This window comes from Rhodococcus sp. 15-2388-1-1a (genome assembly GCF_002259145.1).
Taxonomy (GTDB): Bacteria; Actinomycetota; Actinomycetes; order Mycobacteriales; family Mycobacteriaceae; genus Rhodococcoides.
In genome coordinates this window covers 122,193-136,443 of the sequence record NZ_NPFP01000026.1, presented here as the reverse complement: position 1 = coordinate 136,443, position 14,251 = coordinate 122,193, and the positions used below count along the sequence as shown (strand labels likewise).

General features: G+C 63.6%; 19 protein-coding genes and 1 tRNA gene. 15 read left to right on the top strand and 5 right to left on the bottom strand.

Going from position 1 to position 14,251, the window contains the following annotated elements; all coding sequences use genetic code 11:
- The first annotated feature begins 206 nt into the window (after positions 1 to 206).
- From CH302_RS16490 to CH302_RS30130, 4 genes are all read left to right on the top strand, one after another.
- A complete protein-coding gene (locus tag CH302_RS16490) occupies positions 207 to 404 on the top strand; it encodes a hypothetical protein (protein WP_094649981.1) in 198 nt (65 codons plus the stop codon).
- Positions 401 to 598, top strand: coding sequence for a hypothetical protein (locus CH302_RS16485; RefSeq protein WP_094649980.1), 198 nt, complete (start codon positions 401 to 403; stop codon positions 596 to 598). The genes CH302_RS16490 and CH302_RS16485 overlap by 4 nt, the downstream gene beginning before the upstream one ends.
- 394 nt (positions 599 to 992) lie before the next feature.
- A complete protein-coding gene (locus CH302_RS30135; protein WP_176460716.1) occupies positions 993 to 1,169 on the top strand; it encodes a hypothetical protein in 177 nt (58 codons plus the stop codon).
- Between the two features lie 26 nt (positions 1,170 to 1,195).
- Positions 1,196 to 1,302 (top strand) — tRNA-OTHER (locus CH302_RS30130).
- 7 nt (positions 1,303 to 1,309) lie between these two features.
- Here the strand turns inward: CH302_RS30130 and CH302_RS16475 are convergent.
- The gene (locus CH302_RS16475; RefSeq protein ID WP_094649978.1) at positions 1,310 to 1,528 is read right to left on the bottom strand and encodes a hypothetical protein; all 219 of its coding nucleotides are present in this window, start codon (positions 1,526 to 1,528) and stop codon (positions 1,310 to 1,312) included.
- 662 nt (positions 1,529 to 2,190) lie between these two features.
- Between CH302_RS16475 and CH302_RS16470 the strand changes: the two genes are divergently transcribed.
- The 3 genes from CH302_RS16470 to CH302_RS16460 all read left to right on the top strand — a co-directional run bounded on the left by CH302_RS16470 (position 2,191) and on the right by CH302_RS16460 (position 4,072).
- A complete protein-coding gene (locus CH302_RS16470) occupies positions 2,191 to 2,472 on the top strand; it encodes a hypothetical protein (RefSeq protein WP_141216667.1) in 282 nt (93 codons plus the stop codon).
- Positions 2,473 to 2,855: 383 nt separating this feature from the next.
- Entirely contained in the window at positions 2,856 to 3,581 is a 726-nt protein-coding gene (locus tag CH302_RS16465) for a tyrosine-type recombinase/integrase (protein WP_441347077.1), read from the top strand.
- Between the two features lie 206 nt (positions 3,582 to 3,787).
- A complete protein-coding gene (locus CH302_RS16460; protein WP_094649975.1) occupies positions 3,788 to 4,072 on the top strand; it encodes a hypothetical protein in 285 nt (94 codons plus the stop codon).
- A 34-nt stretch (positions 4,073 to 4,106) separates the two neighbouring features.
- Here CH302_RS16460 and CH302_RS16455 read toward each other — a convergent pair whose 3' ends face one another.
- Both CH302_RS16455 and CH302_RS16450 read right to left on the bottom strand, forming a co-directional pair.
- On the bottom strand, positions 4,107 to 4,637 hold the full coding sequence (locus CH302_RS16455) for a DUF2637 domain-containing protein (RefSeq protein ID WP_094649974.1): 531 nt from the start codon (positions 4,635 to 4,637) through the stop codon (positions 4,107 to 4,109).
- 12 nt (positions 4,638 to 4,649) lie between these two features.
- Positions 4,650 to 5,516: a tyrosine-type recombinase/integrase gene (locus CH302_RS16450; protein ID WP_255138361.1), complete on the bottom strand. Its 867-nt coding sequence runs from the start codon at positions 5,514 to 5,516 to the stop codon at positions 4,650 to 4,652.
- Positions 5,517 to 5,982: 466 nt separating this feature from the next.
- On the opposite strand from CH302_RS16450, the gene CH302_RS16445 reads away from it, so the two are divergent.
- Positions 5,983 to 6,897, top strand: coding sequence for an AfsA-related hotdog domain-containing protein (locus CH302_RS16445; protein WP_037193015.1), 915 nt, complete (start codon positions 5,983 to 5,985; stop codon positions 6,895 to 6,897).
- On the opposite strand, the gene CH302_RS16440 is transcribed toward CH302_RS16445, so the two are convergent.
- Entirely contained in the window at positions 6,875 to 7,516 is a 642-nt protein-coding gene (locus tag CH302_RS16440; protein WP_037193014.1) for a ScbR family autoregulator-binding transcription factor, read from the bottom strand. The genes CH302_RS16445 and CH302_RS16440 overlap by 23 nt on opposite strands.
- A gap of 96 nt (positions 7,517 to 7,612) precedes the next feature.
- Here CH302_RS16440 and CH302_RS16435 point away from each other — a divergent pair, with 96 nt between their 5' ends.
- The 4 genes from CH302_RS16435 to CH302_RS16425 all read left to right on the top strand — a co-directional run bounded on the left by CH302_RS16435 (position 7,613) and on the right by CH302_RS16425 (position 10,671).
- Positions 7,613 to 8,290: a VOC family protein gene (locus CH302_RS16435; protein WP_037193012.1), complete on the top strand. Its 678-nt coding sequence runs from the start codon at positions 7,613 to 7,615 to the stop codon at positions 8,288 to 8,290.
- 167 nt (positions 8,291 to 8,457) lie between these two features.
- Entirely contained in the window at positions 8,458 to 8,925 is a 468-nt protein-coding gene (locus CH302_RS16430) for an NUDIX domain-containing protein (protein WP_037193010.1), read from the top strand.
- Positions 8,926 to 8,999: 74 nt separating this feature from the next.
- Positions 9,000 to 9,152 (top strand): hypothetical protein, encoded by a 153-nt coding sequence (locus tag CH302_RS30125; RefSeq protein ID WP_155292937.1) that lies wholly within the window; start codon positions 9,000 to 9,002, stop codon positions 9,150 to 9,152.
- A gap of 52 nt (positions 9,153 to 9,204) precedes the next feature.
- The gene (locus CH302_RS16425) at positions 9,205 to 10,671 is read left to right on the top strand and encodes a DHA2 family efflux MFS transporter permease subunit (protein ID WP_037193009.1); all 1,467 of its coding nucleotides are present in this window, start codon (positions 9,205 to 9,207) and stop codon (positions 10,669 to 10,671) included.
- A gap of 9 nt (positions 10,672 to 10,680) precedes the next feature.
- Here CH302_RS16425 and CH302_RS16420 read toward each other — a convergent pair whose 3' ends face one another.
- The gene (locus tag CH302_RS16420; RefSeq protein ID WP_037193008.1) at positions 10,681 to 11,403 is read right to left on the bottom strand and encodes an ANTAR domain-containing protein; all 723 of its coding nucleotides are present in this window, start codon (positions 11,401 to 11,403) and stop codon (positions 10,681 to 10,683) included.
- 114 nt (positions 11,404 to 11,517) lie between these two features.
- Between CH302_RS16420 and CH302_RS16415 the strand changes: the two genes are divergently transcribed.
- The 3 genes from CH302_RS16415 to CH302_RS16405 all read left to right on the top strand — a co-directional run bounded on the left by CH302_RS16415 (position 11,518) and on the right by CH302_RS16405 (position 14,232).
- Entirely contained in the window at positions 11,518 to 11,985 is a 468-nt protein-coding gene (locus tag CH302_RS16415; protein ID WP_037193006.1) for a universal stress protein, read from the top strand.
- A gap of 106 nt (positions 11,986 to 12,091) precedes the next feature.
- The gene (locus CH302_RS16410; RefSeq protein WP_037193004.1) at positions 12,092 to 13,882 is read left to right on the top strand and encodes a TIGR03767 family metallophosphoesterase; all 1,791 of its coding nucleotides are present in this window, start codon (positions 12,092 to 12,094) and stop codon (positions 13,880 to 13,882) included.
- Positions 13,879 to 14,232 (top strand): hypothetical protein, encoded by a 354-nt coding sequence (locus tag CH302_RS16405; RefSeq protein WP_141216666.1) that lies wholly within the window; start codon positions 13,879 to 13,881, stop codon positions 14,230 to 14,232. Before CH302_RS16410 ends, CH302_RS16405 begins: the two co-directional genes overlap by 4 nt.
- The last annotated feature ends 19 nt before the right edge of the window (positions 14,233 to 14,251 follow it).

Sequence of the window (14,251 nt, the reverse complement as noted above, 5' to 3'; positions counted from 1 at the left end):
GGTTTGCGTGACAGTTGACTACCGAATGTCATGTTTCTGTGTGGTAATCCGGTCGCGTGGGCCGTTTGCCGAGGCCCCGCTACCGCCCATAACACCAAGTATGTACCCGCCCGTGTGTTGCAATCGCACACATAATATTGCTCGTCCAGCAATATTATTCTTGCGTTTGCAACACCTTCGGCACAGTTACCAGGAGGAGATCGGCGATGGGTGAGCTCCGAGTGGGGGACAGGGTCTGCCGCAGTTGGCCCGGCTGTGTCGACAGCGTCGGAGTCATCACCGAGATCACGTCGATCCGCACCATGTTCGTTCAGGAGCCGCTGGTTCCGGGCGCGATCGTGAAGGTGGAGTCGGGTCCGTTCTGGGGCCAGGTCGTGCCGTTTGAGTTGTCGGATCTGAAATGAACCTGACCAAGATCCGGAACGGCGAGTGCGGTGATCCCGGCCCCTACGCCGCGCACTGCACCGACTATCCCGGTCACCGGTACAGCTGCTACGACGCGACCGAGGACGTCTCGTTCAACCATCGCCAGGACTTCCGTCACGACTGCACCGATCCCGGCTGCGACCGGCAGCACTTCACCAACGAAGGCGACTGACGTGGTCGTATCATTGGCCGATGCACCTGCAGCGAGTCGAGATATCACTGACCGAGGAAATCGTCGATCAGCTAGCGGGGCCGTACCTGCGAGCCCTGCGGGATACGAAACAGAAGTACTGGCGTTGCACTGACGCCGCAGCGTTCAACGAGTACGGCGGATTTGACTCGTGGCAGCCGTCGAAGCGGTCGCCGAGATCGATATTCGCCACTGTTGACCGCCGGTCGATCCTGATGGACGCGCCGATCCACTTCCTCGTAGACAGGGACGTCGACAACCCAGCTTTCCGATGGTCATGGATCGAGAGTGCCCGGTATGAGGTCGACCTCGATTCCGAGGATCAACCGCTGACGGCACTGGAAGTCGAGTCGGCGGTGCAGCCCACGGTTGGGGAGTGGGTGCAAATCCCGGCATGGTCCAGTCGGTCGACCTCATGACCAGCGAGCCAACCTTTATCCCGCCCGCCGACGAAGGACAGGCCGGATGGGTGCTGCTCCCGGACGGTCGCTACGGCTACCGCTATGAGAACTCTGACGACGTCATCATCGGCAAGGCACCCGCGGGGAAGTAGCAACCCGCGGTACGGTTCTGACCGGTGGCTCTGTAGCTCAACTGGTTAGAGCGGGTGAACAAGTTCCGGGTGGAAACGACGACACAAATCCCCGGTGGAAACCAAGATGCGGGATCATGGCCCGTCAGCGCCACTCTTAGCTACGGTCGGATCTCGACCAGGCGGATCTCCTCGATGTCATCCACCGAGCTCCTGCCTGATTGAGTCCACGTCTCCCTGCCAGTGGTGGCGTCGCGATCGTATGTCCACTCCGTGACCCAAGACCGGCTGGCCATCGCGCCCTCAAGCGTCGCGAATGGTTCGGCTTGACCACCTGAAGCTTCGTAGCTGAGGGTGTCGACGAGGTACACGAATGTCATGGCCCCGATTATGCCCCGGCTATCGGGCGCGCCCGTCGAAGCTGCTGTCGGTGCACTCGGCCGTCATCGGCGGTGTGAAAGTCACCGCGCCGCACTCTCGGCACGCATGCGTCCGATGATGGTGGATCTCGCAGGAGCAAACCTGAGACCCGACGAGCACTCGCCCGCCGCGTAGCTCGTGGCCGCGCGGGCAGTGCGCGGGTGCAGGTTCGGCCCACCTGTCCCCGATCCGGTACAGCTCCACCATGCCTCCCGAACGTGAGTGCGGGACACGATCCAGGCTTCCCTTCCTGGCCGCGTCCCGCTGACCACAACATAACAGAACTCGAACACCCGTGCGAATAGCTACGTGAGGTGGTGGCGCTGATGGCGGTTGTCGACTGTGTCTGGTGCCGCGGACTTGGGCGAATCCCTGCCGGCGAAATGCGTCACGGTAAGACCGTGTCGTCGTGGCCGGATCATCAGTGTCCCGACTGCGCAGGTACGGGCATACGCGAGCCGTCGCCGCGGCGTCGGTGGCCCAAGAACTGATCGGTGAGTATCGCCCGATCGCAACGCTTCTCAACAGGAGGAGGTGTCGCCCTGTGTGGTGGCAGATAGGCGGAGCGGTCGCACTCGCGGCCGTGCTCGCATCGAACGAATTCACGAGAAGGAGCACCATCATGGCAGTAGGAATCGAATCCGCCAAGGCCATCGCCGAGGTTCGCGCGGCAGTGGCCGCCGAGGTCGATCAGGCCGCGACGAAGATCATCGAGGCGACCGGAGCAGACGCGGACACCGCCGCCGAGATTCGCACGTTGCTCGCACCCGTCAAGGGGATCATCCCCGACGAGGCAGTCGAGGACGGTGCCGGCGATACAGGTGGCACTCTCGAGCCCGGTGAGTCCGGTGTGAACGACTCGGGTCAGACCGAGGCAGTGCAGACCGACGAGACCACGCTCTGACCTGATCAGGTCTGCGTGAACGAAGCCCCACCCGGAATCCGTTCCGGGTGGGGCTTTTTCGTGTCCGAAACCAGTACCGCTGTGTCCGTTTCGGGCGTACTGTGGCGAGAATCAGAAGCGGCCCCGGCCGGTGCGGGAACACCGATCGAGGCCTTGCCACCCACCAATCACATCATTGGAGCGTGACCGTGCTGAACGGTACCGCGCTGCACTCTGCAGCGCAGCCTATGCCCGTAATCGACCGCGAATTCTACGTCGAGTCTTTCTTGCAGCGCTGGGACGGGAACACCCGTACCAGCTACCGTGCAGACCTGTCGATGTTTCTACTGTGGTGTGACACAAACGGATTCGATCTATTCGCGATCCGTCGTCAGCACCTCGAAATGTATATGCGGTATCTCTCCGACGACCGCGGCAACTGCCCGTCGACCGTGCATCACCGCCTCGGCACGCTGAAACTGTTCTACGAGCTCGCACTCGATGACGACCTCGTGACGAAAAACCCTGCACGCCTGTTGAAGATGCCGAAGATCCACCGATCCGTGAACGAGAAGGTGCACCTCGACCGAAACGAATTACAGGCCGTGTGCCGCACGGCGTACGACTCCTCGCCCGTCGACTACGCGCTCGTAGTCATCATGGGCTACACAGGATTACGTGTCTCGGAAGTATGCGGCCTCGACGTCGGCGACGTCCTGTCCTACTCGCGTGGCCACCGGATCATGACGTTCGTGCAGAAGGGTGGGGCGCAGGCGATCGTGCCGCAACCCCCCGTGGTCATGCGCGCGATCGATGCAGTAGTCGACGGTCGCACGACCGGGCCACTACTGCTGCGGCGAGACGGGACTCGCATGACCCGGCGCTCCGCCGATCGTGTGTGCAAACGTGTTGCTCGCGCGACCGGGATCACGATGAACGTCTCACCACACACGTTCCGGCACAGCATGATCGTCAACGCAATCGACGCCGGAGTTCCACTGCGTGAGGTGCAGCTCGCCGCCAGGCACGCGGACATCTCGACGACGATCGGGATTTACGACCGAGGCCGTCGCAACCTCGACACTCACGCATCGCACACGTTGGCGGCGTACCTCGGCGCGGTGGCATAGCCAGACGGACCGGCACGGGGCGCATGTTGAACGTACGACGGTGCGGGTCGTCGGCACTGCGACGGTGTCGACGACCCGCAGTCACTCGCCATGTACCGCCTCACGGATCGCCGTACTCTGGTATGAATCACCCCATGACGACGAACCCTGGCCAGGCTGCGAGCCGACCAACGAAGCGGACGTGGCCGATTCTGGTCGGAGTTCTCGTGGTCGTGATTGCGGCCGTCGCAATCTTCAGCCTCGTCTTGGCTGACGATCCCGAGGACATGTCGATCGAGGCCTGCCAGAATGCTGTAGCTACGCAGTTGAAATCGCCGGCGACCGCTTCGTTCACACGCGTCGGTGCCTCTGAAGTCAGTGACGGCGTGTACAACGTTTCTGGTTACGTCGACGGACAGAACAGCTTCGGGGCGGTCGTCCGAATGAACTTCGTCTGCCGAGGCATCGCATCTCCATACGTCACAGCTGACGACGTCACGGTGGACGACTGAAGCAGCGCCCTCCGCTGTAGTCGATAGCGTGCGCTCATGCCGTTTGACGCGCCTGACGAAACTGAGCTCCGAGATCGGCGACCTCGCTGTCGGGCTGTCGGGTGTGTGTGATTAAGGGTTGGACGTGCTGCGCGACGTGCACGATCTCTCTGCCCGTGGCAATGTCCGCGACGCCGTGTACCGAAGGTCTGCAAGCGAGCAGGTACGTCAGGTGGGTGACGGCTAGCAGTGACAGCGGCGGTACTGCGGCGACGAGGATTCGGACTGCGACGGGCAACTCCCCGGTGTACGTCGCGTGCAGTGAGTTGCCGGCCAGTGACAGGCTCGCGCCGATCCCGAGCAGGGTCCAGGCATACCAGCGGTGGTGGTCGAGGGCGACGACAGCGACGGTGGCGACGAGCACCAGACCGTCGACGATCAGCGGCCACACCCAGGCTTGCCCGGAGGGGACGCCGGACCTCACGGCGAGATCCCGGAGTGCGGTGAAGCTGAGCCAGAACGCGCCGAACGCGATGAGCGTGGTGCCGACCTTTGCTGTTGCGTCGGCAGGGCGGAAGCGAGACATGGTTTCTCCTGTTCAGGCCGCGTCGGCGAGTGCGTTGACTGCCGCGCGGAGGTCTTCGTTGCTGGTGGCGAGGTAGCGCTGGGTGGTGGCGACGTTGGAGTGGCCGAGGAGGCGGCAGACGATCATGATGTCGCGCCCGCACGCCCGGTACATCCGTGTGGCGAAGCGGTGGCGGAGCTTGTGCATGGTCCACCCGACGGGGAGGAGATCGCCGACGAGCTTGCCGACGTAGTGCGCCGAGATGTGGCCGTCGACAGCACCGGGGAAGAGGTAGCCGTGTCGGCCGAGGCCGTACGTGTGTCCGCCCGGTCCCCGCAGGATGTCCTTCGCCAGCTTGTCGGTGATCGGGACGGTCCGCTGCTTTCCTCCCTTGCCGTGCACGACGAGCTCGTAGCCGTCGAACGACTCGAGTACGTCGTCGGTGTGGCATTTGGCGACTTCCTCACGCCGCATGCCGACCTCGTCGGCGAGCCGTGCAGCCATGAGCTCACGCGGATCCGCGTTGACGATCAGCTGGGCCCACATGTTGTCAGGGACCGGTCGTGGTCGTGGCCTCGACTCGGAAACCTTGGGGAGAGCGATCGCCGGGTTCGTGGTGGCGATACCGACTGTGATGGCCCAGTCGAAGAACTTGATCAGCGACGACTTCAATCCGCGCCGATGGTCTTTCGACCAGTTCTGATGCGCGGTGACGTGGACGATGTCGTCGGCGGTCACGGTGGCAGGAGAGTCGGACCCCAGTTTCCGGGCGACACCCCGAACGTGACTGCGGCGGGTGCGGATGGTGGTGGCGGGGGAACCTGCCGAGATGAGCCACTCGACCCATCGGATAACGGCGTCTTCCCACTCTGTCGGCAAGGAATACATTTGCTTGTGCATTCTGTGACTGTGACGCAGATAACGGGCAGCGTGGTTGGGTTTCTGGACACCCGTCCCGGAATCGTCCCGTCGATCTAGCGTCGAATGCAGGTGTGTCACCGTCACGGTTACCTCACGCTGCCTGGGGAAACGCCAAGGTCAGGACGTTGTCCAACTGGTAATCGAAGGGTTCCTGGTTCGAGTCCAGGTGGGGGAGCGCAGTCCCCGTTCGGTTCGCCCGGGCGGGGATTTTTGCTGTCGGGAGTGTGCCGCACGAGCCCCCCGGCGCGGCCCGTGAACGTACCGGACATGTGGTACCGAGAGTTCGAGTTAGTTAACAGATCGTGACGCCAATTTCTGTATATCGAATGAATGAATCCCATCGACCGATGTCAGGTTTGTCGGTCGTCCGCGACATACTGAACGAGCGATCCCGGTGGCTCAACAGTGCTATAAAAAGCCGGGTCGGTCGGTTTTAAGGGGCTTCATGAGTTTGAGTTACGCAGCAACAGTTCCGCGGCACCTCGTGCATCGGAGGTCGCCGGGCGACGTTCTGTTGACCGATTACGAGACCGTCGACGGTACGCATCGGGCGGCGGTGCAGTTCCCCACGTCGCATCGCATGTTCGCGCCGGTCCGCCGAACCCACGACTCGTTGATGGTGGCCGAGGCTCTGCGCCAAGCGATCAGCCTCTTCTGTCACGTCAACCACGGCGTTCCACTCGATCACGTGGTGTTCATCGAGCACTCCCGCTTCGAGATCCTGGACCCGCTCTCGGTCGACGACATCGACGATTCGCTTGTCGCAGAGTCGATCACGACCGACGTGACGTTCGAGAACGAGTCGCTGGACAACATGAAGCTCTCCGCCCGGCTCCTGAACGGCACCCACCTCGTCGCGTCGGGGACGGCGTCGGTCCGGACCATCGGACCCGAGGTGTACTCGCAGTTTCGCAAGTCGACCGTTGCCGACCCCCACTTCCGTTTCCTGCCGGCCGGAACCGAGGTGGTCTCACCGTCCTCGGTCGGACGTCTCGATCCGTCCGACGTGGTGCTGGCACGGCACACATCCGACGGGACCATCGTCGTGGCACCGGATCCGCGCAATTTGGCGATGTTCGATCACTCGGTCGAGTATCTGCCGGGAGTCACGATGCTCGAGGCGGCCCGTCAGGCTCTGCGCTTGGCGACCGGAACACCGACGCTGGATTTCACCTCCTGCGAGGTGAGGTTCATGGGATTCGCCGAGTGGACCAACCCGTGCTCGGTGATCGTCGACGCGGACTCCACCGACGGCATCTTCCGCATTCAGTTCGAGCACGACGGCGAGGTGCTGTCGGCGATGTCCGTCACGACGACGTCCGAACCGTGGTTGGCCCCTACCGATCGCTCCAGTCGATAAGGGCGTCTTCGGCCACTGTCGTCACCCGCGCGAGGCGTCGACGCGGCACCACCGAGGGCAGCAACATCTGCCACATCTCGGTCAGCCGTTGCTGTAGATCGGCGCGTCCGGTCAACATCTCCGATACCGTCTGCACGCCGGTGAACGACGCGACGATGTATCGACCGAGCGTGAGTGCGTCGATACCGTCGACGATGTCGCCCTCGGCCTGAGCACGTGCGGCCAGATCGCCCATCTTGCCGATCCAGTCCTCGAACGCGCGCGCATTGGGGCTGTCCACGATGGCCGACTCCAGCGTCAACCGCATACCCCCGCGGGCGATGGAGTCGGTCTGCAGTTGTCGTCCCAGCTCCTTGCTCACCAGGATCAGGGCGTCCAACGCTTTCGGCGTCTGCTCGATGATGAGGGCGCTCGCACTCGCCGCCATGGCCAGCTGCGCGTCGATCACTGCCTGCGCCAGATCTTCCTTCGACGAGAAATGGAAGTACATCGCGCCTTTGCTGACCCCGGCATGGGCGATGATGGTGCTCAAACTTGCTGTGCCGTAACCGAACTTCTCGAAACTGGCGGCGGCTCCCTCGAGTACGGCCTGCCTGGTGGACGCTGCACGCTCCTGCATCGGTAGACAATAACTGTTGCCCGGGTTCGCGGCACGGCGGAGTGAAGGACGTTCGCGCTGCAAAATAGTCCTCGCCGGCTGCGTACGATCGGCGCGGTGACTACAGCGCGATTCAAGGATCTGTGTATCGATGCAACGAATCTCGAGGCAATGGTGACCTTCTGGTCCGCAACCATCGGACTCGGTGTCGTTCGTACGGGCTCGCCCGACATCGTGAAGCTCAGCGGGGTCGAGCCCACACAGACAATCTGGGTCAATCGGGTACCGGAGTTCAAGGCAGTCAAGAATCGTGTCCATCTGGACGTGCACGTGACAACGACCGAACTGCCCGGTGCCAAACCAGTTTCGGCCCAGGGTGACTTCGGCTGGCGCGTGATGGCCGATCCCGACGGAGGGGAGTTCTGCGCCTTCGTCCGGCCGGAAGTCGGCCCCTACAGGATGTACGAACTGGTGGTCGACGCTCTCGACGCGAAGACTCTGGCCGGCTGGTGGGCACAGGTACTCGGCGGAACGATCGAGGGCAGCGAGGAAGGCTGGCACGCGATCGAGGGCGCTGCCGGAGTGCCGTTCGAGTCGATGGTCTTCGCCCAGGTTCCCGAAGCCAAGACCGGCAAGAACCGTGTCCACTGGGACATCGAGGTTGACTTCGTCGACGCGATCGCCGAATTGGAATCACTCGGCGCACGGGTGCTCCGGCGACCGGACTCGGACATCGAATGGACCGTCATGGCGGACCCGGAGGGCAACGAGTTCTGTGTGTTCGTGACTGCGTGAGTCACCTGTAGTCGTCCAGAGAGGTTCCCCATTGCATCGACCGTCCGCTCGCGTCGGTGCGGAACGGGCCGGGTTCGACGATGGTGACCCCGATACCGAGATGACGCACTTCCGCGGCGAGAGCCTCCGAAAAGCCTTCGAACGCGAATTGGTGGCAGGCTGAGGCAATGGTCGATACGAGTGCGGGAATCCTGTTGTATCGCGTCGGTGTCGACGGTCCGGATGTCCTGATCGCTCACCCCGGCGGACCGTTTTGGGCGCGCAAGGACGAGGGAGCCTGGTCGATCGTCAAAGGGTTGATCACCGATGGCGAAGATCCCTGGACGGCGGCTCAGCGGGAATTTCGAGAGGAAGTCGGCAGCGATGTGCCGGCCGGAGAACCCGTCGAACTGGGCACCGTCACACAGCGCGGCGGAAAGATCGTCACCGCGTTCGGCGTCGAGGCCGATCTGGATGTCTCGAATGCGGTGAGCAACACATTCGAGATCGAGTGGCCCCCGAAATCCGGCCTCATGAAGTCGTTTCCCGAGGTCGACCGCGTCGAGTGGTTCCCACTGGCGCAGGCGAGAACGAAGTTGCTCGCCTCCCAGCACCCCTTTCTGGACGCACTTGAGGCCGTTGTGGCAGCGCCGTAGTTTCGGCGCGGGTTCCCGGGGTATCCACCGGCCGGAAATGACGAGGGTCGCGGATGCAGGGTGGGAAATTGATCATGACGCCTACGGGTACGGCAGGCGCAACTGCTCACGCGGAGACTGCTCTCGTGGAGACCGTATGGGGCGGCCGAGTAGTGGCATCGGCGTTCGTGGTCTTGTCCACCGGACTGTCCTGGGTCTTTGTCGCAACGGCAATGATCGGACAGTGACCGAGGATCGGTCGGCCGATACTGCTCGGCGACAACGAAAAAGGACGGCTCAGTGACCGACGGCATTGCCTCTGCAACTCCACCAGCGACAGAGGTACCCGCGCGGGCCTGGAAAGCGCTCGTGGTTCTGCTGCTCGGTATGTTCATGGCCCTGCTGGACACCACCATCGTGAACGTGGCACTACCGACGATCAGTACCACGCTGGAGGCGTCGGAATCGGTTCTGTCGTGGATCATCTCGGGGTACGCCCTCGCCTTCGGATTGGCTCTCATACCGGCGGGCAAGGTGGGCGACCGGATCGGCCACAAATGGGTGTTCTTCACCGGTCTCGCCCTCTTCACCGTCGCGAGCTTCGCGTGTGGTCTGGCTCAGGACGATCTGCAACTGGTCGTCGCGCGAGTCGTTCAGGGCTTGGCAGGCGGCATGTTTGTGCCCGCCGTCACCGCGTTCATCCAACTGTTGTTCCCAGGGCCGGTGCGGGGCAAGGCATTCGCCATCATGGGTGCGGTCATCGGAGTGTCGACTGCGCTCGGTCCCATCGTCGGCGGTCTGATCATCCAGGCTTTCGGCGACGAGAACGGCTGGCGACTCGTCTTCTGGGTCAACCTGCCGATCGGAATCGTCGGTCTCGTCGCGGCTGCAGTACTGCTCCCGGGCAAGACCGATGCCGAACCGGCAGCGCGCCCCGGAATCGACTGGCTCGGACTGATACTCATCTCCGCAGGTCTCATCGCACTGCTGGTTCCGCTGATCGAGGGCCAGGAATTGGGCTGGCCCATGTGGACGTACCTGACGATCGCCGCGGGTGTCGGTCTCATCGCGTTGTTCGGCTGGTGGGAAGTGATTCGGACCGGCCGTGGACAGAATCCGTTGGTGCCACCTCGATTGTTCACCCGTCCGGCCTTCACCGGAGGCGTGATCCTCGCGCTCGTCTACTTCGCCGCCTTCACGAGCATCTTCTTCACCATCTCGCTGCTGTGGCAGACCGGACTCGGAAACACGGCCCTGGCATCGGGACTGGTGTCCATACCGTTCGCGATCGGCAGCATAATCGCGGCCTCGCAGAGCAACAGGCTGACGATCCGTCTCGGTCGCACCGTCCTGATACTCGGCGCGTCGCTCGTCTCGATCGGGCTGATCTGGCTGTGGTTCATCCTCGCGACCAGCTCGGCCGACACGATCTCGCACTGGACGCTGATGGTTCCACTGTTCATCGCGGGTCTCGGCAACGGCGCGTTCATCGCACCCAACGCCCAGTTCATCGTCGCCACCGTCGATCGCGACGACGCGGGAGCAGCGAGCGGGGTCATCTCCACCATGCAGCGCGTCGGCTCGGCGATCGGTATCGCCGTCATCGGCAGCGTGCTGTTCGGATCTCTGAACATCACCGGCCCCGACACCGTCGGATCCGGCTTTCTGCACGGCGCGGCGATGGCGATGGCCGTGAGTGCAGCGTTCAGTGTGGTCGCACTGGCGTTGGTGTTCGCGCTCCCCAAGAAGGTCCAGAGCGGGCACTGAGCGCAACGCTCAGGAGGACAAGCCCTTGCTGTGCCGATCGACGACGGTTGCTGCGAGGTCGGCAATCTTGACGTTCAGGTCCTGAGAAGACTTACGCAGTAGGGCGAACGCCTCGTCGCCGGACACATCGTGCAGAGCCATGATCAGGCCGATCGCCTTGCCGATCTCACGGTTGCTCTCGAGCCCGTCACGCAGAGTCGACGCCTCCTGACCGTTCATGACTGCAGCAACGGTGACCGCCGTGAATGCCGTCAGAATGATCGCCTTGCTCGCACTGTCGGTGTCGAACACACCTGGCTTGTCCGTGAACAAATTGAGCGCGCCGACCTTCTGATCGTCCACGTTGAGCCGAAATCCCATGGCACCTCGCACCGGCGTGCGGTTCAACACACCGCGAGCCATCGCGGGCCACTGGGTGGGTGTTCGGAAGTCGGCTTCGAGCTGCGCTGCCTCGCTGGTGATCGCGTCCAGGCAGGGGCCTTCGCCGGTAGCGCGCTCGATATCGTCGACGATGCGCGCGATATCGTCCGAGGCGGCGACGGTGACGGGCTTTCCGTGGCGCATCAGCATCAGACTCGCGTGATCGCAATGGGGAACGATCAGCACCGCGGCGTTGCAGATCGCAGTGTAGATCGCCTCGGCGCTGCTGCCTCGATACACGATGTCGGCCAGAGCGGCGAACACTGTAGCCGGATCCGTCGACGGGCCGTCGTGCTGCGTGACTTCGTTCACTTGGCTACTCCCGTCCAGTGTCGGTGTTCGAGCGACCGGCACTCGAAGTGAACCAACCGTACCGCCACGGGATGGGGTGTTCGAACATGCGGGTACCGGCAGTAGCCTCAGGTCGTGAGCGATGCGCAAGGATCCACCGGTTTCGAGTACGGCCACGACGGTCCGAAGTCGATCGTCGTAGGGGTCGACGGTTCCGATTCCTCCTGGCGCGCGGCTGCCTATGCGGCAGGACTCGCTCGTAGGCAGCGGTCGCTGCTGGTGCTGGTGTACGTGCAGCCCATTGCGACGGCGTCGTGGGGCCAGGCCGGCATCTCACTCGTCGAAACCGGCCAGCAGATCGCCGACGAGTTGCTCGACTACGTCCGAACCTCTGCTGCACGATTCGGGGATCGGGAGCACGTGCGGTGGGAGTTCCGGACCGCGCAAGGCGACCCGTACAACGGGCTGATCGCCGTGGCAGAGCAACTGCGCACCGACGCCGTCGTCGTGGGAGCGTCCGAGAACGCGGGGCATCGAATCGCCGGTTCGGTGGCGGTGCGGTTGGTCAAAGCGGGCCGCTGGCCGGTGACCGTGGTGCCCTGAACGATCCGAAATCGAGCCTGTCTGCCGTCCGCACTGTAAAAATAGGCAGTCACCTCGTCGGATGCGAGGCGCACGTGGTGCCGTTCTCGAGGATCCGAGGAGTTCCATGGCTGGGCTGTCGCGTCGACAATTCATAGCTCGAGTAGGGGCTCTGGCGGCGGCGTGGGGAATCGCGCCCCACGTGCTTGGTCAGGCTCTCGTTGCGCACGCCCAGCCTGTGGAGGCGGACGGGACCGGAACACTCGCGCAGACGATCCTGCGAACCTCGACCGGACCTGGGAAGTACCGCGTGCTCGCTGCCGGTCCGGGAGAGCCGTACGTTGCTCGCCTGGACGTTCTCGGACGAGCGCCGAGTCCGTCGAGGGTGCAATCTCGACGGTCGTTGCTCTACCTCGGACACCTGTCGGACATGCACGTCATCGATGCGCAGTCGCCCGGACGGATCGAGCCCATGATCGTGTCCGACCACGCCGCCTGGGGCTCGGCGTTCCATCCGCAGGATCCGCTGACCGTGCACGTCACCGCGGCGATGGTGAAGGCGTTCGCGGACGCTCGGATCAGCCCGGTCACCGGCGCGCCGATGGGGGCTGCGGTGGTCACCGGAGACAGTGCCGACATGCATTCTCATCTCGAACTGCGCTGGTACATCGATGTTCTCGACGGCGTTCCGGTTCGGCCGACGAGCGGGGCGGCGGACGTGTTCGAGGGTGTTCAGGCCTGGCCGGAGGCGCAGTGGGCCTATCGGCCCGGTGATCCGTCGGGAGGGTCGTTCGGCGACTACGGATTCCCGACGCTTCCCGACCTCCTCGACCAGGCGATGTCGGGCACCGTGGAATCGGTGGGGCTGCCGGTGCCGTGGTATTCGGTGTACGGCAACCACGACACGCTGCTGCTCGGCACCTTCGATCTGTCCTCGCAACTGCATGCGCTCGCCGTCGGGGGTCGCAAGGCGTACACCCTCGAGGCGACGGCTACGTCGGCTCTGGCCGGCTACGCGTCGACGGCCAGTCCGCTGCAGCGAATGGTCGATGCTCTGGGCGTCGGATCCGGTGCGCGACCGGGGTTTCGCGCAGTCTCGGCCGATCCGTCGCGATACCTGTTCGAACAACGCGAGTTCATGCAGGAGCACTTCGAGACCACGCCGACACCGGGTCCGATCGGTCACGGTTTCACCCAACACAACCTCGATTCGGGCGAGACCTGGTGGACGGCAGACCCCACCCCGAACATCCGCACGTTCGGTCTCGACACCTGCAACGCTGTCGCCGGGCCCGACGGTGCGGTGCCGGAGAACCAATTCGAGTGGCTCACCCAGCAATTGGAGCGGGCGCAGGCCGAAAACAAGCTCGTGCTGATCTACACGCACCACAACAGCCTCACACTGGAGAACCGAGCACAGAGGCCGGGGCAATCGGTGAAGCTCTACGGCGCAGACGAATTCATCGATCTGCTCCTGAAGTATCCGGTGGTGATCGGCTGGCTCAACGGCCACACCCACCAGAATCAGATTCTGGCGCACTCGCGAGACGGACGAGGATTCTGGGAGATCACGACCGCGTCGTGCATCGATTTCCCGCAGCAGCAGCAAGTGGTCGAGATCGTCGACAACCGAGACGGGACCCTGTCGCTGTTCACCACGGTCCTCGACCACGCATCTCCGGTCACGCCCGGAAACAGCGGAACCTACCTGGATCTGGCGTCGCGCAGCCGAGAGTTGGCGGCCAACGATTGGGCCGAGAATCCACTGATGCGTCGAGGGTCGCGCCTGGATCGCAATACCGAATTGCTCCTGCCGGCACCGTTCGATCTGAGCACCATCACCGACGCCGCGCTCGAGCAACAACACCTGGACGAACACGCGAGACTGATCGCCTACGAGACGAGGCAGGGCCGATGAACGGTAGACACAGAGTGGCTCTGCTGGTGTCCGCTGTCGTCGTGGCGTGCGCGGGGTGCTCGCAGACCGCTGCGCTCGCCCCGGTCGGCGGTGCCGAGCTCGGAAATCTGCGCTACGCCGTCAACGACGTTCTGTTGGAGAAGGGAGTCGAGATACTGGTCGCGCCGGTGTGCTCGGGTACCGGGGCCGATATCGAATGTGCCGGGGAGACAACGGACAACGAGGCGATTACCGGTTCGGCCACGTCGGACGACGCGAGCACCGTCGAGGTGAAGGTCGGTACGGAGGTTCTCTATTCGGGATCCGTGCAGGATGTGCTCGATCGCAACGCGACGGTCGGTGCGCCGTGAGAGGGGTCGGTGTTCTTGC